Here is a 22,694-nt window from a genome sequence, read left to right on the forward strand (position 1 = left end):
AAGCATAAAGAAAAAATCGGTTTCATGGTTCTTTGTATTAAAAGTATCGGTATTAGTTGAAATTATTTTTTTGCTGGATTCATAAATTCATCAATTTCCTTAATAGGTATTTTTGGATTTGCGCCCGTATTTTTTGCTACTAAAGCTCCCATTGCACAAGCAAAATCAATTGCTTTTTGAGGTTCATTCGTGGTCAATAGCTTGCTTAACAAAGCGGCTAAGAAGGAATCCCCTGACCCTACAGTATCGACGACGTCTATTTTATAACCGCTGTTATAATACATTTTTTCATTATAATATAAAACAGCGCCATGACTTCCTTTTGTTATACAAATATGTTTGGTATTCGTGCGTTCAGCAATAAAAAGAATGTTTTGTTCTAAGGAATGATATGGTGAGTTTAGGAAAGTACTTATTTCATATAATTCATCATCATTAAATTTAATAAAATCAGATTGTAGCATCAAACTGATCAGTATTTCTTTTGTGTAAAAAGGGGTACGTAAATTTACATCAAATATTTTATATTTTGCATAATTTATCAATTCTAATAAGGTATCGTACGAAGTTAAGTCTCTGCAAACGAGGCTTCCAAATGCAAAAGCATCTGCTTTTTTTACAGTATTTTCAGCTTCAGGATTGCATTCAATTTTATCCCATGCAGCCGGATAATTGATGGTATAAGATGCGGATCCTTTATCATTCAATTGAACGAGTACTTCTCCGGTAGGTAAGTTGTCGTCTATTTGAATGCTGTTTGTAGAAACACCGTTTTTTTTAATGTAATCTAACATTTCTCGGCCAATTTCATCATTACCTATACGGCTTATTATTTCTGCTTTTACGCCAAGTGATGCTAATCTAAGAGCAACATTTAGAGGTGCTCCGCCAATTTTTTTGTGTGTCGGAAAAACATCAAATAATACTTCTCCAAAACAAACAATACTGAGTTCTTTTTTACTTTTATCCATTTTTAAGCATTTTATGTTCTAATTCTTCGAGTGATAGTCCTTTGGTTTCGGGCATCATAAACAATACAAAAACTAATTGTAATACCATCATAAATGCAAAAAACGCAAATATTGGCCAAGGATTTTCTTTAAATACATCAATAACTACGGGGCCAGCCAAAGTAATTAATGCTGCGAAAATCCAGTGAATTCCTGTGCCGAAAGATTGTCCATTTGCACGAACATTATTTGGGAATATCTCTGAGATAAAAACCCATATTACGGCTCCTTGTCCAATAGCATGAGAGGCTATAAATAGCATAATAGATGACATTAATATAATGGCTCCCATATTGTAGTAAAAGGCTAACGCTACCAAGCCTAAACTAATGATATAACCTAAAGAACCAATAATCATCAATTGTTTTCTTCCTAAAACATCTATTAATCGCATTCCAGCAATCGTGAAAATTAGATTAGTCAATCCAATTAAAATGGAATTCATTAAAGATTCTTTCGAACCTAATCCTGCCATTTCTAATATCTCGGGAGCATAATATAGGATAAAATTGATTCCAGATAATTGATTGAAAAATGCCAATAAAAAAGCTAAAATAATGGGTAGTTTGTATTTTTTTGAAAAAATAGTTTCTTTGATTGTTACGTCTATCAAATCTTTTTTAATTTCATGGAAATTTTCTAAAGCCTCTTCTTTGTTATAAATCATTTCAAGAACTTTCATTCCTTCTTTATCATATCTTTTTTTTAAGATTAACCAGCGCGGACTGTCTGGAATTTGTAAAACTATGATGCTATAAATCAAAGCAGGAACGGCTACGATTCCTATCATCCATCGCCAGTCATTGGCTCCGGCAAAACCTTCGAATAAATAATTAGAGAAAAATGCAATCAGGATTCCAAATACGATATTGAATTGGAATAATGTTCCTAATTTACCTCTGTTTTCCGGAGTTGAAATCTCCGATATGTAGATTGGTGCAGCAACTGAGGAAGCTCCAACTCCTATTCCGCCAATAAAACGAAAAAAAGAGAAGATGTAGGGATTTGGCGCTAAGGCAGAACCTAAAGCCGATACTAAAAACAGGATTCCAATCCAAAATAATGTTTTCTTTCGGCCCCATTTATCACATGGAATTCCTCCTAATAAAGAACCTAAAACAGTTCCCCACAATGCCATTGACATGATAAAAATTCCATGAAATAATGGTGTTGTATGCCATAATTCTTTTATTGGTAAGTTAGCGCCGGATATTACTACGGTATCAAAGCCAAATAAAAATCCCGCTACAGCTACGGTAAGAGACCAATTTCGAACGTTATTCATTTTTATATTTTTTGGTTGTTAGTTTGGTTGTTTTTATTTTTTATGAAAGTCTTTTAGTCTTGCCAAATTCCTTTTATTTTTGCTATTTTTATGTTTTTAATTTCTTGATTTTCATTAGATTGAATGCTGAGTTTATTGTAAGGCTTTTTTGGGAAAATTTGCTCAGTGAATGTATAAATACCATCATTGAGAAAAATTTCTATCGAAGACCAATCTAAAATTATATGGTAGTTTATAGTTTTTGAAATAATATTTGGGGTTGAAGTCTTGTGAATTTCTTTTCCAAAATTGGCTTCAAAATTTACAATTCCGGAATGTCTTCTGTCTATAGAGAATGTTTTTTGTTTGGCATCATAATCAATTACTAAAGAATCTTTTGCATCGTTAGAAAATACTAATTTTAAATTTTTTGAATAGGCTTCAAACTTTATATTGGATTGATTTATATTGTCGTAATTTATTGTGAGAGTATGATTTGCATTTAGCGATAACAAATTTTTAGATAGTTCAGTAGTAAATTGTTTGTTTAGTTCTTCAACTGGAGTACTCTTTAGGATATAATTATTATTTAATTTTTCTAGTGCAAGTTCTCTTGGAAGTGTCATGGCACTTCTCCAGTTTTTTGTCGGTGTATTTCGTGCGTATTGCCAGTTACTCATCCAGCCAATAAAGAGGCGTCTGTCATTTGGGGCATCATTATACGTAACACCTGCGTAGTTATCTGTTCCATAATCAATCCATTTAGTTTCTTTTTGGGTTGTTTGGAAATTTTTACCGTCAAAATCTCCTATGAAGTATTGTGTCCCTGAACCACCATTTGGTGCCCCAGGATTGATACTAACAAGTAATACCCATTTTTCTTCATTTGAATTGGCTACTTTTAATTTGAAAATATCAGGACATTCCCAAACGCCACCATGAGCGCCATTATTTTTGCCAAATTCGCTTGCGAATGTCCAATTTATTAAGTTTTTTGAAGTATAAAATTGTGCGTGGTCACCAGCTACCAATACTAAATTCCAAAGATTAGTTTTTGTATTCCAAAAAACTTTAGGATCTCTAAAATCTTTTAACCCCGAGTTTTCTATAATTGGATTTCCTTTATATTTCTCCCAAGTGTTTCCATCGTCTAAACTGTAAGCCAGCCCTTGTGTTTGAAAGTTTGTTTTTCCAGCCTTTTCTCCTTCCATATTGTGATAGGTATAAATGGCGACCATTGGAGGGGTTTCTTTAGTTCCCAGTCCGGAAGTGTTGTTTAAGTCTACTACTGCGCTGCCCGAAAATATGAGTCCAAGTTTATCAGGGAATAAGGCGATTTTTTTATGTTTCCAATGAATTAAATCGGTACTCGTCGCATGTCCCCAATGCATCGGTCCCCATACAATATCATTTGGATAGTATTGGTAAAACAGGTGATAGATACCTTTATAATATACCATCCCATTAGGGTCATTCATCCATTTTTTTTCTGGGGAGAAATGAAATTGCGGTCGAAAAGGTTCTTTGAATATTTTTGAAGAATCACTTTTTATTTTTTCAGAAGAATTAACAGTTATGACGGCATTATTTTCTTCTTTTTTACAAGAAAATAATAATTTTAAAGTCCCGAATAATAATAAGATTAGTAGCGTTTTACTTGTGAACTTCATTTAAAAATTCATTTATTTTTATTGTATCTCTATAAAAATAGAATTATTTTTTTTAATTATTCAATTCGTAATAATCAAAAACGTTTTCGATTTGTCGAAAACGTTTTCGATTTGTAATCAATGTACTATATCGAATTATATAATTATTTAACGGATTAATTGTATAAGTTTGAGTATATTATTAAAAATTACGACTATGAATTCAAATTTTAAAAGCTTGTTCTTCTTGTTTTTGGTAAGTCCAATTGTTTTTGGTCAAATAAAATCAGATGAATGGCATTTGTATGCAAACTCCAGACAAAATTATTATGGAGTTGCTATGGCAAATGGTCAAATCGGGATTGTTACTGACGATACCCCTTTAAAAACAAAAGAGATAATTCTTAATGGCGTTTACGATGGTAGTCCTGAAAATGGAATAAGCAGAATTGTAAGAGGAATTGAATTTTTAAACCTACACCTTATTATAAACAATCAAGAAATAAAATCGGACAATATTGATAATTGGAGTCAAGTCGTTTCTATGAAAGAAGGGACTAGTACAACTTCATTTATGTTTAAAGATTTTGCAAGTATTAATTATACTATTTTAGCTAATAGAGCGGTTCCTTATTCAGCTATGGCAATTGTCGAAATTACTCCTAACAAAGACATCGAAATAGCAGCTAATAATTATATGGTTGTTCCTGATGAGCTGAAAGATGCGAAAAGTCAGTTTCGTGTATTAAAAGATAATCAGTATTTAATGCCGGTTTTTGGAACAACTGCAAAAACATTAACTGGGAAATATACTGTTTCAGCCTCTACAACTTTTCTTTTTGACGGGCAAAGTGAAGCGTTGAAGCAAACTGGAAATGAAGTTGGTTTTTCTAAAAAATTATTAAAAGGAAAAAAATATCGATTTGCTATTGCCGGAGGGATTTGTACTTCAAAGGATATAACGGATCCATTGAACGAATCAGAAAGACAACCTATATATGCATTGCAACAAGGAATTGATAATTTATTGAATCGTCATAAAGAAGCTTGGGCTGAATTATGGAATACTGGAGACATTCAAATTGAAGGAGATTTAGATGCACAACAGCGGGTAAGATTCGCTTTGTATAATTTGTATTCCTATATACGTCCAGAAACTAGACAAAGTGTTGCGCCTATGGGATTGTCTTCTCAAGGTTATAATGGGCATATTTTTTGGGATAGCGAACTTTGGATGTATCCTACACTTTTGGCATTGCAGCCTGATATGGCAAAATCATGTTTGGATTATCGTTATGATCGCTTGCAGAAAGCAAAACAGAAAGCTACGATATATGGATATAAAGGTGCTATGTTTCCATGGGAATCTGATGACACAGGAGAAGAAGCAACGCCAACTTGGGCTTTGACAGGAATCTTTGAACAACACATTACAGCTGATGTTTCGATTGCATTTTGGAATTATTACGCTTACACTCAGGATAAGTCTTGGTTAAGAAAAGAATGGAGTGTATTAAAAGAAACTGCTGATTTTTGGGTAAGTCGAGTTGTTAAGAATCAAGATGGAAGTTATTCTATTTTAAATGTTGTAGGAGCCGATGAATATGCGCAGCATGTCGATGATAATGCTTTTACAAATGCTTCAGCTATTGAATCATTAAAAAATACTATTAAGGCAGCCACAATTTTGAATGAGCCAATTGATCCGAAATGGATTGCTGTTTCTGAAAAATTAGTAATTCATACTGAAAATGGAATTACCCAAAATTACAAAGGATATAAAGGACAGATTATAAAACAAGCCGATGTGAATTTATTAGCATATCCGTTACATATTATTACTGATAAAGCACAAATAGAAAAAGATTTGGAATATTACACTGAAAAAATTGATAAAAAAGATGGTCCGGCAATGGCTTCAGGAGTTTTGTCCGTTTTGTATGCTAGATTAGGGGATAAGGAAAAAGCGTATAGTTATTTTGTAAAATCCTATTTGCCAAATAGCCGACCTCCTTTTGGTGTGTTTTCTGAATCAGCAAATAGTAATAATCCTTATTTTGCAACGGGAGCTGGTGCGATGCTTCAAGCCGTAATTTATGGTTTTGGAGGTGTTGAACAAACAGATCATGGATTGAAGTATAATAAAGGACTGCTTCCTAAAAAATGGAAGTCGTTAAAAATAATTGGTTTGGGAATGGATAACAAAACAATTACAATAGAATAATAGTTTACAATAGTTTATTGCCACGAATACACTTGTTAATCTTTTCTAAAGGATCTGAACAGGTATATTCGTGGTTTTTTTATGAAATTAACTTATTATTTATATTTATTGTAAAATCATAATAGAGAGGTTAGTTGTTTAAAAAAGTCTGAATTTCAATTTAGTATTGCTTTTATGATAAAAAGAGAAGAGGTTTGCTGGTATAAGCGCTTTAGGGAATAAGTGTAAAAAAAGCCTTTAGATTAAAGAATCTGCAACGATTTTAGACGTGAGGCTTTTTTTTTAACAAATATTTACAAATTGAATTTAATAGATGATGCTAAATTGTTACAATATGTTTTTTTTATTACTTTTTTTTGAATTTTATATAATTTTAATATTAATATTTTGAAGGATTAATTTTTAAAATCGAAAACGTTTTCGGCTTAACGAAAACGTTATAGTTTGTAATTTTCTTAATTTTATCATAAAATTAGTATTATGTTTACGCTGTTTTTAAAACAAACCATTAAAACAAATTATTAACCAACTTATTTATTACGTATGAAAAATAGTCTAAAAAAAGGCTTAATGGTGTTTCTAACGATACTATGTACTAGTTTGGCATATTCGCAAGATGTGTCCGGTACAGTATCTGATGCTAGTGGTCCGCTTCCAGGGGCTTCTATATTAGTTAAAGGAACAACAAATGGAGCGCAAACAGATCTCGATGGAAAATTTACTATCAAAAATGTTGGCTCAAACGCAGTTTTGGTTTTCAGTTACATTGGCCTTAAAAGTCAAGAAGTAAGTGTAGCCGGAAAAAGCTCAGTTAAAGTAATCTTGAAAGAAGACTCAGCTGAATTAAAAGAAGTAGTCGTTATCGGTTACGGTTCTGTTAAAAAGAAAGATGCAACTGGAGCTGTTGATCAGTTAAGTTCAAAGAAATTTGATAATGTTGCTGCTACAAATCCAGCGGAACTTTTGAGAGGAAAAGTTGCTGGTGTTCAAATCACTTCTTCAAGTGGGGAGCCGGGAGCTTCGAATTCAGTTAGAATTCGTGGTAATAGTTCTTTGCGTGGAGGTAATGGTCCTCTTATTGTTGTAGACGGTGTTCCTTTAGCTGGTGGTGATGTAACTTCTGGTGGAGCAAGTTTAGGTAACGGTACGTCGTCAGCTAAAGATCCATTAAGTTTTATTAATCAAAATGATATCGAAAGTATGTCTATTTTGAAAGATGCTTCTTCTACGGCTATTTATGGTGCTAGAGGTGCTAATGGGGTAATTATTATTACAACTAAAAAAGGGAAAAATAAAGAGCCAGAATTAACTTATTCTACTTCATTTACTACTTCTTCTTATTCTTCAAAATTCAATGTATTGTCTACTGATGCATTTATTGCAGCTACTCCAAACAATGATGCAAATCATTTTGGTGGATCTTTCGATTGGAAAAAAGAAGTGTTGCAAACTGGAAGTACTGTCAACCATGATTTGTCTTTTGCAAGCGGAACAGATAAGTCTAACACTAGATTGTCTTTAGGTATGGCTAATACTGATGGTATTGTGAGAAAAACAGGTTTGAATAAATATACTGCAAGTTTTTACAATTCAAATGATTTCTTAGATGGAAAATTGAAAATAGAAACTCGTATATCTTATTCTAATGTAAAAGATCAAAGAGGATTAATGACTGATAATACAGGATATATTGGTGATTTATTAAGTTCTTCTTTGTACTGGAATCCAACACGTTCAGTTTATGACCCTGCAGGTCCTGCTGGATACACACAAGTAAGTGGTGATTATGTTAACCCAGTTCATATTTTGAATTCGTACACAAATAATGGTGATTTATCTAAATTGTTAGGAAGTATCACAACTACTGTGAAATTAACTGATAAATTGAAATACAACATGGTTTTTGGTATGGAGACTTCTAATTCAACTGTAAAACAACAAGCGCTTCCGGATATTATTATTCAAGATTTTGCAACAGCAACAAATCCTGCAGATTTAAAAACATACAGAGGTCAGGCTGCTGTTTCTACTGATCAAAGAATTAATAAAACTATCGAGCACAATTTAACATACACAACAGATATTACAAAAGATATCAATTTGAATGCAATTGCTGGATATTCTTACTATAACTATAATTCTAATGGTACCTTCGTATCTGCAAAAGGTTTTGCTCCTACACAAACTAATTTATTAGACAACATGGAAGGTGGAATCCCTACAGAAACAAGAACTGGTTCTTACAGAGGATTAGTTGAAATGCAATCTGTTTTTGCTAGAGCATCTTTGGCATTCTACAATAAATTGAATTTAGATTTAACAGTAAGACGTGATGGATCATCTAAAGCGGCAGCTGGTAAAAAATACGGAAATTTCCCTTCATTAGGTTTGGCTTACAAACTAGTTGATGGAAAAGATGGATTAGTTAATGATTTGAAATTAAGAGTAAATGCAGGTAAAACAGGTAATACTGAATTCCCAAGAAACTCTTCTGTAAGTATCATTGAATACAATGGTCCAGATCAATTTAATGTTGTTAATAATGCAAATTCTCAATTAACTTGGGAAACTACAACTTCATATGGAGTAGGTACGGATTTTACATTATTAAATAACAAATTAACAGGATCTGTTGATTATTTCAACAAAAATACTACTGATTTAATTATTGGTATTCCTTCAACTTCAGGACAGCCATCTCCACAAGGGATTAAATACCAAAATTTACCGGCTAACCTTATTAATAAAGGAGTAGAGGTTTCATTATCTTATAAAGTAATTGATACAGATGATTTAACTTGGGATATTTCTGGTAATGCAGCATTCTTATCAAATACTATCAAAAATCTTGGTGCAGCTAATATTTATAATGTTGGTTCTATTGCAGGAGCGGGTTTGACTGATTCTTTTGTACAAAGAATTCAAGATGGATATTCATTGTATACTTATTATCTTCCAACATTCACTGGATATGATGCAAATGGGATTTCTCAATATGCAGATGGTGGTGCTTTGAAAATGTTAGATAAACAACCGTTGCCTAAAATGACTGTTGGTTTTTCAACAAGTTTAGCTTATAAAGGTTTAGATTTTTCAACATCTTTATATGGAAATTTCGGAAATTATTTATTTAACAATACTAATATCGCTCTTTTCTATAAAAATCAATTGGGAGGTAAAAACGTAACTCCTGATGTTGCAAATTCTGTTCAATCAAGATCTGATGCTAACACACCTTCTACTAAATATCTTGAAAAAGGAGACTTCATTAGAATGGGTAATTTAACTTTAGGTTATACTGTTAAAGGAGATGTTTTAGAGCGTTTTAAAATGAAATCAGCTCGTTTTTATGTAAACGGTTCTAACTTATTTGTAATTACTAAATACTCAGGTTTTGATCCAGAAGTTGATACTAATAAAGCTTTAAATGGTATCCCTTCAGCAGGTATAGATTATTTATCTTATCCAAAAGCTAGAACTTTTTCAGTAGGTCTTAACGTAACATTTTAATTAGAGTAAAAATGAAAAAAAATAATTTTATAAAGTACAGCATCTATGCAGGAGTATTGGTTCTTGGAGTTAGTTGTACTAATTTAGATGAAAAAATCCTTGATGCAACTGAAACTTCAAAAGCAGATCCAGATGCAGTGTTGACTTCAGCATACAATGGGTTGAAACAATTCGAGACTCAGGACGGTATATTTGCAGTATCTGAGGTTTCAACGGATTTTGTAATTGTACCAACAAGAGCAGGTGACTGGGGTGATGGTGGAGCTTGGTTGCAAGATCACTTTCATACTTGGAAAGCAGACAGTAGAGAGGTTAATACTGCTTGGAAACAAATGTTGTCAAGTGTTTACAGTTGTGATTTAGCATTAGCTATTGAAGGAATTCCAGCTGGTAAGAAAGCAGAAGCTCAATTTTTGAAAGCATTTTATTACTATAATGCAATCGATTTGTATGGTCAAGTTCCTTACAGAGAAGCAGGTAGTTCACCAGATGATTTTCCTAAAGTTTGGACTTCTCCTGAAGCTACAACTCAAATTATTGCTTTGCTTGAAGAAGCATTGCCTAATTTACCTGCTAAAAATAGTTCTGATCCTTCTATTGCAAGTAAAGATGCAGCTCACTTTTTATTAGCAAAAATCTATTTGAATAAAGCGATATTTGATTCGCCTACTCACACAGGTTTTAATGCGAACAATGTGGCTAATATGAATAAAGTAATTGCACATGTTGATGCTATTTCTGCAGGAACTACATTAGCAGCTGATTACTGGGATAACTTTAAACCATCAAATAATACTTCTCCTGAGTTAATCTTAACATCTAAAAACGTTCTTGGTGTTGATGCTGTAGCGGGATTAGGAATAAATGGAATAAGATCAAGATGGTACATGAGTACACATTACAATCAAGTTCCTAGTGGTTGGAATGGATTTTCTGTATTACAGGAATATTATGACAAATTTGACCCTTCTGATAGACGTATTAAAAATAATGATGCATCTGTTATTGCCTCTTTTGGAAGTCCTCTAGGAATGCGTAAAGGTCAACAATACGCTAAAGGTGGAGTTGCTCCATTAACTACAAGAGGTCAAAACGGTTCATTGCCGTTGGTTTTTGAAAGTGATCCTGCAGGTTTGCCAGCTGATGGTAAAATTGTATCTGATAACTGGTTAGAAAGATGGGGTATTCGTCCACAAAAATACATTCCAGATGTATCTAATATGGAGAAACCTGAAAATGATTATGTATTATTCCGTTACGCAGATGCTTTATTGATGAAAGCTGAAGCTATCGTAAGAGGTGGTTCAAGTTCTACTACAACTGCTTCTATTGCTGCCATGTTATCTTCTCGTCAAGGGATTACTACAGCAGTTGATTTGTCAACTTTAGCGGGTATCGATCATGCAAGAGCTACTGAATTGTGGGAAGAAGGTTGGAGAAGAAATGATATGATTCGTTTTGGAACTTATACGACTGCTAGAGCTACAATGACTAATACGGATGCATATAGAGTATTGTTACCAATACCAACAACAGCTTTGTTGAATCCTAATATTAAGCAAAATCCTGGATACTAAAAGTATTGTTTACTATTAATTATGTTTTGAGTTAGTTATTAAGAGGGTAATTTATTACCCTCTTAATTTTTTATAATAAAGAGCTTCTTAGGAGCTCTTTTTTTTGTTTTATTTTAACTATTTTTCATGATTTTAGGCTGTTTTTAATTTTTTTATAAACTGAAAAAAACATAAATTGCTCCCTAATATTTATTTAAATTAATTCATTTTTAAGATGTTGAAACGTATAGCGTGTTTTTTTCTATTTATAATTTTTGCAAGTTGTTCCAAAGGAAATTCGGATTCCTTGTTTACCAAATTAGATTCCTCAGAAACTGGAATTAATTTTCAGAATGATGTGAAAAACGGCAAAAACATGAATATTTTCAAATACCGTAATTTTTACAATGGTGGCGGTGTAGCGATTGGGGATATCAATAATGATGGCTTGGCTGATGTCTTTTTTACTTCTAATCAAGGTACTAATAAGTTGTATTTGAATAAAGGCAATTTTAAATTTGAAGACATTTCAACAAAATCTGGAATTGAAGGTAAAAAAGCGTGGTCTACAGGTGTAGTTATGGTTGATATTAATGGGGATGGTTTTTTAGATATTTATGTTTGTGATGCAGGAAGTAATATAGATGCTATTAGAAAAAGTCAATTGTATATTAATAATAAGAACGGAACTTTTACTGAGAAAGCGGCCGAATATAATTTGGCAGATACTGGAATTACAACCCATGCAGCCTTTTTTGACTATGATAAGGATGGGGATTTAGATTGTTATATTTTAAATAACAGTTTTATTCCGGTGGGGACTTTAAATTATTCTAATAAAAGAGAATTACGTGATAAAGATTGGGATGTTGCCGAAATCCTTAAAGGAGGTGGCGATAAATTAATGCGAAATGACAATGGTAAATTTGTAGATGTTAGCAAATCAGCGGGAATTTTCAGTAGTTTAATTGGTTTTGGTTTAGGAGTAACTGTAGGCGATGTAAATGGCGATTTATATCCAGATATTTATATCTCAAATGATTTTTATGAAAGAGATTATTTATACATAAACAATAAGAACGGTACATTTTCAGAACAAATTCAAGGTTGGGCAACTCATATCAGTCAATCTTCTATGGGGGCTGATCTAGCAGATGTTAATAACGATGGGAAATCTGATGTTTTTACCACTGATATGTTGCCAGAAGGGGATGTCCGTTTAAAAACAACAACTAGTTTTGACAATTATGACCTATTGACTAGAAAATTGAATTTGGATTTTTTTAATCAATATATGTCTAATGCATTACAAATCAATGACGATAATAATAAATTTGTTGAAGTAGCTAATTATGCAGGTGTGGCTAAAACAGATTGGAGTTGGGGAGCCTTGTTATTTGACATGGATAATGATGGGTATAAAGATATTTATGTTTGTAATGGTATTTATCATGACTTGACTAATCAGGATTTTATGGACTTTTTTGCAAATGAATTTTTGCAAAAAATGATTGTTACTGGAAAAAAAGAAGAAATTGAAACTATTATTGCTAAAATGCCAAGCACCCCTATTTCAAATTATGCATATAAAAACAATCATAATCTCACTTTTACAAATAATGCGGTAAGTTGGGGATTGGATACTCCAAGTTTTTCAAATGGTGCAGCATATGGTGATTTAGACAATGATGGCGACCTAGATTTAGTGGTGAATAACGTTAATATGGAGTCTTTCATTTACAGGAACAATTCAGAGAAAAATAAAGCAAATCATTTTGTTAAATTAAAATTGAAAGGAGAAAATCAAAATAAATTTGCAATTGGTAGTGTAGTTGAATTATATGCAGGGAAAGAAATTATTCGCCAAGAACTGATTCCGTCAAGAGGTTTTCAATCTTCTATAGATTATGTAATGACCTTTGGACTTGGAAATAAAAAAATAGATTCTTTACAAGTAATTTGGCCAAATGGAAAATCCCAAACGATAAAAAAAGTAGTACTCAATTCAACTATTAATTTATCCATTGGGGATGCTAAAAAAGAGTATGTTTTTAAAAAAATACAACCAAAAGCAGTATTAAAAGAACTAAAATCAAACTTCTTAGCTCATAAAGAAAATGACTACATTGATTTTGATTATGAAGGATTAATCTCTAAAATGCTTTCGCAAGAAGGTCCGTCGTTAGCTATAGGAGATATTAATGGCGATGGTAATGATGATGTGTTTATTGGGGGTGCTAAAGGACAAGCAGGAAAAATTTATCTGAATAAAGGCAATGATGCTTTCGCTATTTCTTCTCAAAAAGATATAGATAGTGATGCTGGTTTTGAAGATACAGCAGCAAGTTTTTTTGATGCTGATAGTGATGGTGACCTAGATTTATTTGTAGGTTCAGGCGGAAATGAAAAATCAGATCAAGCTAATTATAAAAATCGTTTGTATTTGAATAATGGGAAAGGGATTTTTGTAAAAAGCAAAAGCAGTATTCCAACAACTAACAACAATGTATCGGTGATTGCGCCTTGTGATTTTGATAATGACGGTGATGTTGATGTTTTTGTGGGCAGTAGAAGTGTTCCAGGGGTTTATGGAATCGATCCAAAACATTTGCTTTTAGAAAATGATGGAAAAGGAAATTTTATAAATATCATCGATAAAAAAGCTTTCAAACTTAATTCGACAGGAATGATCACTGATGCTGTTTGGGAGGATATTGATAACGACTCTAAGAAAGATTTGATTGTAGTAGGCGATTGGATGGCTCCACAAATCTTTAAAAATACTGGACGACGTTTAGCTGATTTCAAATCAAATTTGACAAGCTTTACCGGTTTTTGGAATTCAGTAAACTGCGTTGATTTGAACAATGACGGCAAAAAGGATTTTATTCTTGGGAACAAAGGAACTAATACAACGTATAAAGCTTCTTCTAAAAATCCAATGAAATTGTTTGTCAATGATTTTGATAATAACGGAACTATTGAACAAATTACTACTCGTTCTATTGATGGTAAGGATATGCCAATAAACTTAAAACAAGAATTAGCAAAACAGATTCCATCTATTAAAAAGAAAAATTTAAGTTACACTGATTATGCAAGTAAATCAGTACAAGAAATATTTGCTCAAGATGTAGTTGGTAATTCTTTGCAAAAAACAGCTGTGATTCAGGAAAGTGTTGTGGCTATAAATAAAGGGAATGGTCAGTTTGAAATTAAAATTTTACCAAAAGAAGTGCAATTTTCTTCGGTAAATACTAGTTGCGTTGTGGATGTTAATAAGGATGGGATTTTAGATATTATTATTGGAGGAAATCAATATGAATTCAAGCCGCAATTTGGACGATTAGATGCCAGTCATGGAAGTGTTTTGTTAGGGAATAAAAAAGGTTATTTTTCTTGGCTTCCTTATGCTAATTCAGGTTTCTTTTTAACTGGAGAAGTGCAAAAGATTAAAACTATTAAAAACAAAAATAATACAACAGCAATTTTAGCTGTACTCAATAATAATACTCCAAAACTATTTACAAGCAATGAATAATTTTTTTAAAATAGGCCTAGCATCATTGCTATTTATTAGTTGTTCGAAAAATGAAAATTTATTATTTGAAAAACTATCACCAGAAGAAAGCAATATAAAGTTTAATAATCAATTAGATGCCTCAAAAAACATTTCCATTTTAGATTATCTCTATTATTACAATGGAGGCGGGGTAGCTTTGGGAGATATTAATAATGATGGTTTAGTAGATATTTATTTTACGTCCAATCAAGGAAAAAATAAGTTATACCTCAATAAAGGCGGTAATAAATTTGAGGATATTTCTGTAAAAGCAGGAATAGAGGGAGAAAGTGATTGGAAAACAGGTTCTATTATGGCCGATGTCAATGGAGATGGGTATTTAGATATCTATGTTTGCGCGGTAGTTGGAATCAATGGATTTGAAGGTCATAATGAATTGTTTATTAATAACAAAAACAATACCTTCACTGAGAGTGCTGCAGAATATGGATTAGATCTTGATAATTATAGTTCTTCAGTAGCGTTTTTTGATTACGATGGCGATGGTGATTTAGATATGTATTTGTTAAATCATGCTATTCATTCAGAAGCATCTTATGGTAAAGCTGATATTCGAAATAAAAGAAATTATGAAAGTGGCGATAAACTATTTAGAAATGACAATGGTAAATTTGTTGATGTCAGCGAGCAAGCAGGAATTTTTGGTGGTGCTAATGGATATGGTTTAGGTATTGCAGTTTCTGATTTTAATTTAGATGGAAATCCTGACATTTATATTTGTAACGATTTTCATGAAGATGATTATTATTACTTGAATAATGGGGATGGTACATTTACTGAAAGCATGAAGAATTATTTTGGGCATACCAGCAGATTCTCAATGGGAGTTGATGTCGCTGATATCAATCACGATGGTTTTCCAGATATAATGACATTAGACATGCTTCCTGAGGATGAAAAAGTCTTGAAATCTTCAGCTGGTGATGATAATCCTCAAATGTTAAAAGTTAGAACGGAGAAATTGGGGTATCATTATCAGTATACCAGAAATATGTTGCAAATCAACCAGGCAGGGAAACACTTTACAGAAACAGCTTTGTTGAGCGGGATTGCAGCATCAGACTGGAGTTGGAGTACATTATTTGCAGATTATGATCAAGATGGGGAACAAGATATATTTATTTGTAATGGAATTCCAAAACGACCAAATGATTTGGATTACATTAAGTATTTTTCAAATGACAATGTAAAAAATAAACTAAATACAACGAAGTTATTAGATAAACAGGCATTGAAGAAAATGCCTAAAGGTAATGTGACCAATTATGTGTTTCAAGGAGGTAAAGATTTGCGATTTAAGAATAGGTCTAATGAATGGATAGAAAACGATTCTATTATTTCAAATGGAGGTGCTTATGCCGATTTAGATAATGATGGTGACTTGGATATTGTAACTAATAATTTGAATAGTGTTGCTTCTATTTATATTAATAAGACCGATAATAAGGCTAATTATCTAAAATTAAAATTGCGTTTTGGAGGTAAGAACACTTTTGGAATAGGAAGTAAAGTGATTTCATATGTAAAAGGTAAAAAACAATTTAAAGAAATTCAAACCACTCGTGGTTTTCAATCTAGTTCAGAACCTATAATTCATTTTGGTTTTGGAAAAATAAAGCAAGTAGATTCTATTCAGGTAATTTGGCCCGATAAAACGGTTCAAACCCTTAAAAATGTAAAAACCAATCAGACCATTACAATTCAACCTAATAAGGGTCGTAAAACATTTAATTATGCAAAATTACATCCTGCGATTTTGCCTGTTTTTAAAAAATCAGAAGCTAATTTAGGAATCGATTTTACGCATCAAGAAAATGACTTTGTTGATTTTACTGCTCAAAAATTAATACCATATCAACGTTCTGATCGTGGACCAGCAACTGTTGTAGGAGACTTGAATAATGACGGTAAACAAGATATTTTCTTTGGAGGTTCACAAGGAAAGTTGGCGGCGATTTACCTTCAAAATGAAAAAGGATTTACAAAAAAAGGATTCAATTCAATTTCTTTAGATTCCATTTATGAAGATGCATCTGCAGTGATTGGAGATTTCAATGGAGACAAACAAAATGATTTGATTGTTGCGTCTGGTAGTGGACAATATGCTGCTGATTTAGTTCATAGATTGTATTTAGGAAATACACTAATTAAAAGTGGTTTTCCAGACACAAAAGCAATGAATGCTTCGGTTATTAAAACAATTGATTATGATAAAGACGGTGATTTAGATTTATTTATTGGAAATAATTCTAAGTATAATAGTTTTGGGCGTATGCCGGATTGTTACCTATTAAATAATAACAAAGGGAAGTTTTCGATAGTTCAAAGTAATAGCTTTGCTGGAATCGGAATGGTTACAGATGCGGTGGTTACAGATTTTAATAATGACGGAAGTCTAGATTTGATAGTTGTGGGTGAATGGATGAAACCTAAATTTTTCGCTAATGTAAAAGGAAGCTTTAAAGAGGTTACAGAAAGTCTTTTACCAGGAAATCAGAATGGTTTGTGGCAGTCTATTTGTGCATTTGATATTGACCATGATGGTGATCAGGATTATTTAGTGGGCAACTGGGGAATGAATTCAAAATTCAAAGCCTCTCAAGATTTTCCTATGAAGATGTATTATGATGATTTTGATACAAACGACACTTTTGAAACAATTGTTGCTATCGAAAAAAACGGAAAATACTACACTACATTGGGATTAGATGAGTTAGCAGAAGAATTTAGTGGGATGTTGAAAAAGAAATTTAATAGTTATAAATCCTTTGCTGGGAAAACACTTGAGGAAGTTTTTGATCCTAAGATGTTAGATAAAGCTAAATTATATGAAGTTCATAATCTAAAATCGGGATATTTAAGAAATGACAAAGGGAAGTTTACTTTTGTTCCTTTTTCGAATAAGATGCAAGTAAGCCCAATTACAAGTTTTGTAAAAGCTGATTTTGATGGTGACGGTCAAGACGAAGTTTTTGCTGCGGGAAATTATTTTGGGGTGACTCCATATCATAGCCGATTTGATGGCTTTTCGGGAGCGTTAATTAAAAACCAAAAAACAATATATTTGGGAAATCAAATAGGAATTGATTTGACACAAAAAGCAGTTCGTCATTTAAATATTATACCATTTAATGGGAAGAACTATTTATTGGTAACTATAAACAATAAAAAATCGGAAGTATATGAACTTCCGATGAATAAGAACTAAAAACAATCAAATAATAAAAATGAAAACTAAAATTTATCTTTTAGGAATTATGGTGCTTCTTTTTGCTTCTTGTAAAAAAGAAAAAACCATTGTTATTACAACCAGTGATTATTGCTCAGCGATTGATACAGTGACAGGGATTATGGTTCATGATATTTTCTCTCCCCCGGTCGCCAGTAGAATTTATGTTTATCCAAATATTGCAGCTTATGAAATTATGGCTCAAAACAGCCCTAAATATAAAAGTCTACAAGGACAATTAAAAGGATTGGATTCGATTCCTAAACTAGATCCAAAAAGTGGAGTAAATAAAAAGTTAGCTGCAGTTATTGCCCATATTGAGGTGAGTAAACAATTAATTTTTTCAGAAGAAGCATTAGGGATATACAGAGATAGTTTGTACCAAAAATGGGAAGATGAGAATGCTAAAGAATTTTTAGTTTCTAAAGAATATGGCTTAAAAGTAGCGGATCGAATTAAAAAATGGATGGGAAAAGACAATTACAAGCAAACCCGAACTTTTTCTAAATTTTCGGTTCATGCTAATCAGCCTGGAAGATGGCAACCTACTCCTCCGGCTTATATGGATGCAGTTGAACCACATTGGGGTGAAATAAGAACTTTAGTTATGGATTCGGCTGCTCAATTTAAAGCAATTCCGCCTCATCCTTTTTCTACGGATAAAAATTCTGCTTTTTACAAAGAAGCAAAAGAAACCTATGATGTGGGAAATATGATTTCCAAAAAATTAATTGCAATGGAGAAAAATAAAAGTGCTGTTATTCCAGAAGAATCTGCAATTGCAACTTTTTGGGACTGTAATCCATATGCTACGGTAACTCAAGGGCACATGATGTTTGCCAAGAAGAAAAATTCACCAGATGCACATTGGATGAATATTACTAAAATTGCATTGACAAAATCTAATGCTGATTTTGAAACTGCTGTTTTTGCCTATACTAAAACCTCGATAGGTGTTTTTGAAAGTATTATTAGTTGTTGGAATGGAAAATTTAAAACTAATGTAGTTAGACCCGAAACTTATATTAATCAAAATATTGATGAAAATTGGAGGCCTCAATTGCAAACGCCTCCTTTTCCTGAATACACTAGTGGACATTCAGTGATTTCTTCTTGTTCGTCACTGATTTTGACTTCTATTTTTGGTGATAATTTTAGTTACATTGATGATTCTGAAATTCCTTTCGGGCTTCCTAAAAGACCTTTCAAATCATTTAAGCAAGCTGCGGCAGAGGCTTCAATTAGTAGATTGTATGGAGGTATTCATTATAGAGCTGCAATTGAAAATGGCGTAGTTCAAGGCACAAATATAGGTACATATATTAATAGTAAAATCAATTTTTTTAAATCTAAATAAATCAAATTTATATAATGAATAACAAGTTAAAATGGTTATTAGTTGTCGTTTTGCTTTCTGTTTTAGGATGGTATTTCTTTTTAAAGCAATCGGATTACACTATTACTTTTAAGGTTAATGCCGCTTCAGGAACTATATCGCAAGGGATCATGGAATGGACTTCTATTCGATCTAAAAATCAAAATGAATTTTATACTCTTGTAGAAAAGAGGAATTATGATTTCATCAAACAAAAGATGAAAAAAGGAAATGAAGAACTGGAATACACTTGGGACATGAAATCAATAAACGATTCAACGACGAATGTTACCATTGGAATAAAAGATTTAAATCATTCACTTTACAATAGGTTAACGGCTCCTTTTGTTTCAACCAAGTTTAAAACGGAACAAATCGATAAAATAAAATCATTTAAACTGGGTCTTGAAGACCATATTGACGATTTTAAAATTAAAATTGATGGTGAAGGATCTTCTAAAGAAATGTATGTAGCGTATATTTCTTTAAAAAGTGTCATGCAAGAAAAAGCACAGACTATGATTGGATATGATCCCAGTATTGTAGGGTATTTAGATAAAAATAAAATTAAAATAATTGGTTATCGTCCCTATTTAGAAATTACCGATTGGGATCAGGATAAAGAAACGGTTAGTTTTAATTATTGTTTTCCAATTACCAAAAATGCAAAATATGTTCCAGATGTAAATGTCAAGTTTAAAACGATACCTGCTATTAAGGGTCTTCAGGCAACATATTTTGGGAATTATAGGACTTCTGATAGAGCTTGGTTTGCACTATTGGATTATGCAAAGGAACATGGTTATAAATTAGAAAATAAACCATTGGAGCATTTTCTCGCAAATCCCTTTAATGGTGGCGATGAAATGCAGTGGGAAACAAAAATAATTATCCCATTTGAGAAAAAATAAAGGTTAAAAATTTAGATAATTTCAATGTTTCGAAAACGTTTTCGGTTGTCCCGAAAACGTTTTTGTTTTAATAATGTATTGAATTGGGAATTTTAAAATTAAATTTAAAAAAAATTAACAAATTAACGAACTAGAATGAATTTAAAACTGAAATTGAGTTTTTGGCAAATAATCAATATGAATGTTGGTTTTTTTGGCATACAGTACAGCTTTGGTTTGCAGCAAAGTGCTGTGAATCCAATTTATGATTTTTTACATGCTAGCCCAGATCAAATTCCGATACTGAATCTTGCAGGTCCTTTAACGGGATTGTTGATTCAACCAATAATTGGAGCAATGAGTGATAAAACTTGGCATCCAAGATGGGGAAGACGTAAACCTTACTTTTTTATCGGTGCATTAGTTTGTAGTATTGCTTTGTTTTTATTTCCATTTAGTAGTTCATTATGGATGGCTGCAGGTTTGCTTTGGATTCTGGATGTTGGGAACAACACTGCTATGGAGCCATATCGTGCCTTTATTGCGGATACATTGAGCGAAGACCAGCAACCCATGGGTTTTCAAGCGCAAAGTTTTTTTACTGGTTTCGGGCAGTTTTTGGCTTATATCTCTCTTTTTCTATTTCCAATAATTTTCGTTGGTTATACAGGATCATTGCCCACTTGGATTTATGCCTCCTTTTTTCTAGGGGCGGTACTTTCTGTAACTTCTATTTGGTGGAGTATGAGTAAAACTAAAGAAATTCCACCAACTGAAGCAGAATTAGCAATTCTACAAGCCGAGCCATTAAATGTTTTTTCACCTTTTAAAGATATTTATAAAGCGGTTTTAGAAATGCCATCGGTTATGTGGCAACTATTTTTGGTCTATTTGTTTCAATGGTATGCCATGATGTGTTATTGGCAAAACAATTCAAAAAGTATTGCCTTGTCCGTTTGGAATGTGACGCCAAAGAATACAGTAGGATATGAAAAAGCAGTGGAGTGGAATGGATTGATTGGTGCATTTGGGTTTATAGTTACTTTTTCTATAGCTTTTTATTTGGCCAAATTAGCCAAAAAACATGGTGCTAAGATGATTCATTTCGTCTGTTTGTTATTAGGAGCGGTTTCTCTTTTATGTTTTCCAATGGTACAAAATCAGTATATGTTTTTTGCTGTAGTTATTGGTTACGGTATTGCTTGGGCAAGTATGATGGGAATTCCTTATTTGATGGTTGTTGCTGTTGTTCCAAAAGAGCGTTACGGAGTCTATATGGGAATTATTAATATGATGATTGTGATTCCAATGATTATCCAAAACCTATCGTTTGGTTATATTTTAAAAAACTTTTTAGATAATGATCCTCGGCAAGCGATCAGTTTTGCAGGAGTATTGTTAGTTATTGCTGCTCTATGTACATTATTAATTAAAATAAAAAAGACAAAATTAAGTGAATAATTCAATAAATAATAATGTGGATGAAATAGACATCCTTTGTGTTGGTGAAGTTCTTGTAGATTTTATTGGTCATCAAGAAGGGGTACTTATTAATGAAACTAGGGATTATCATAGATATTTAGGAGGCTCACCTACTAATGTTGCTATGAATTCAACAAGATTGGGCTTGAATACTATAATGGTTGCAACTGTTGGGAACGATGGTTTTGGGTCTTACATTACAGAACGATTAACGAGTGTTGGTATAAATACAAATCATCTTAACGTCCTAGATGATAAATCGACTAGTGTAATTTTTGTTTCAAGGTCTGAGGGTACGCCAGATTTTATTCCGTATCGTTCAGCAGATTGTTGTATTTATGAAGAACAAATTTCAAAGGAAATACTATCTCGTACAAAGATATTTCATACCACTTGTTTCGCATTAAGCAAAAATCCTGCTCAGAAAACGATCTTAAAGAAAGCACAAGAAGCATATGATTTAGGATGCAAGCTAAGTATTGATGTTAACTATGCAAGAAAGCTTTGGAAAAGTCAAAAGAAAGCTTTCAAAGTAATCAAAACCTATTGTCAGTTCAATCCATTGATAAAAATTAGTGAAGATGATATGTTGCGTCTTTTTGAGAAGGAACTTCCTCATGAAGAGATATTTGAATTTTTTCACCAACAAGGAGTAGAAACTGTTTGCTTAACTTTAGGGAGCAAAGGGGTGAAATTATCTCAAAAAGGAAAAGAAGTAATACAGATGCCAGCAATAAAAATTGACAAAGTTATGGATTCTACTGGAGCAGGTGATGCTTTTTGGTCCGGATTTTTGTTTGCTTACATAAAAGAAAAATCAATTAATGAATGTTTGGATATTGCTTTAAAATTAGCAGCTTTAAAACTGCAGAATGTAGGGAGATTACCGGATAACATTAATATCCTTTCTAAACTTTTATAA

The 22,694-nt window shown here is 32.4% G+C and carries 12 protein-coding genes; 9 read left to right on the forward strand and 3 right to left on the reverse strand.

Going from position 1 to position 22,694, the window contains the following annotated elements; all coding sequences use genetic code 11:
• Nucleotides 1-62 precede the first annotated feature (62 nt).
• Genes T410_RS06745 through T410_RS06755 form a run of 3 tightly spaced genes read right to left on the reverse strand, consistent with a single transcriptional unit; the run spans nucleotide 63 to nucleotide 3,944 of the window.
• Entirely contained in the window at nucleotides 63-971 is a 909-nt protein-coding gene (locus T410_RS06745; protein WP_035669795.1) for a carbohydrate kinase, read from the reverse strand.
• Nucleotides 964-2,295 (reverse strand): sugar porter family MFS transporter, encoded by a 1,332-nt coding sequence (locus T410_RS06750; RefSeq protein WP_035669797.1) that lies wholly within the window; start codon nucleotides 2,293-2,295, stop codon nucleotides 964-966. The genes T410_RS06745 and T410_RS06750 overlap by 8 nt, the downstream gene beginning before the upstream one ends.
• Nucleotides 2,296-2,348: 53 nt before the next feature.
• The gene (locus T410_RS06755; protein WP_035669799.1) at nucleotides 2,349-3,944 is read right to left on the reverse strand and encodes a glycoside hydrolase family 32 protein; all 1,596 of its coding nucleotides are present in this window, start codon (nucleotides 3,942-3,944) and stop codon (nucleotides 2,349-2,351) included.
• A gap of 196 nt (nucleotides 3,945-4,140) precedes the next feature.
• On the opposite strand from T410_RS06755, the gene T410_RS06760 reads away from it, so the two are divergent.
• The 9 genes from T410_RS06760 to T410_RS06800 all read left to right on the forward strand — a co-directional run bounded on the left by T410_RS06760 (nucleotide 4,141) and on the right by T410_RS06800 (nucleotide 22,694).
• Complete coding sequence (locus tag T410_RS06760; RefSeq protein WP_035669800.1) at nucleotides 4,141-6,147, forward strand: glycoside hydrolase family 65 protein; 2,007 nt, start codon at nucleotides 4,141-4,143, stop codon at nucleotides 6,145-6,147.
• 543 nt (nucleotides 6,148-6,690) lie between these two features.
• Nucleotides 6,691-9,657, forward strand: a complete 2,967-nt coding sequence (locus tag T410_RS06765; RefSeq protein ID WP_051929370.1) for a SusC/RagA family TonB-linked outer membrane protein — start codon at nucleotides 6,691-6,693, stop codon at nucleotides 9,655-9,657.
• 11 nt (nucleotides 9,658-9,668) lie between these two features.
• Nucleotides 9,669-11,234, forward strand: a complete 1,566-nt coding sequence (locus T410_RS06770) for a RagB/SusD family nutrient uptake outer membrane protein (RefSeq protein WP_035669801.1) — start codon at nucleotides 9,669-9,671, stop codon at nucleotides 11,232-11,234.
• A gap of 214 nt (nucleotides 11,235-11,448) precedes the next feature.
• Entirely contained in the window at nucleotides 11,449-14,754 is a 3,306-nt protein-coding gene (locus T410_RS06775) for a VCBS repeat-containing protein (RefSeq protein ID WP_035669802.1), read from the forward strand.
• Nucleotides 14,747-18,004 (forward strand): VCBS repeat-containing protein, encoded by a 3,258-nt coding sequence (locus T410_RS06780; protein WP_035669805.1) that lies wholly within the window; start codon nucleotides 14,747-14,749, stop codon nucleotides 18,002-18,004. Before T410_RS06775 ends, T410_RS06780 begins: the two co-directional genes overlap by 8 nt.
• A gap of 19 nt (nucleotides 18,005-18,023) precedes the next feature.
• Nucleotides 18,024-19,382 carry a vanadium-dependent haloperoxidase gene (locus T410_RS06785; RefSeq protein WP_035669808.1) on the forward strand — a complete coding sequence of 453 codons (1,359 nt, stop codon included), beginning with the start codon at nucleotides 18,024-18,026 and terminating at the stop codon, nucleotides 19,380-19,382.
• A 14-nt stretch (nucleotides 19,383-19,396) separates the two neighbouring features.
• Nucleotides 19,397-20,311: a GyrI-like domain-containing protein gene (locus tag T410_RS06790; protein WP_035669811.1), complete on the forward strand. Its 915-nt coding sequence runs from the start codon at nucleotides 19,397-19,399 to the stop codon at nucleotides 20,309-20,311.
• A 135-nt stretch (nucleotides 20,312-20,446) separates the two neighbouring features.
• Nucleotides 20,447-21,751: an MFS transporter gene (locus T410_RS06795; RefSeq protein ID WP_035669814.1), complete on the forward strand. Its 1,305-nt coding sequence runs from the start codon at nucleotides 20,447-20,449 to the stop codon at nucleotides 21,749-21,751.
• The gene (locus T410_RS06800) at nucleotides 21,744-22,694 is read left to right on the forward strand and encodes a carbohydrate kinase family protein (RefSeq protein WP_238567351.1); all 951 of its coding nucleotides are present in this window, start codon (nucleotides 21,744-21,746) and stop codon (nucleotides 22,692-22,694) included. The genes T410_RS06795 and T410_RS06800 overlap by 8 nt, the downstream gene beginning before the upstream one ends.

The organism is Flavobacterium sp. 83 (genome assembly GCF_000744835.1).
In the GTDB taxonomy this organism is placed as follows: Bacteria; Bacteroidota; Bacteroidia; order Flavobacteriales; family Flavobacteriaceae; genus Flavobacterium.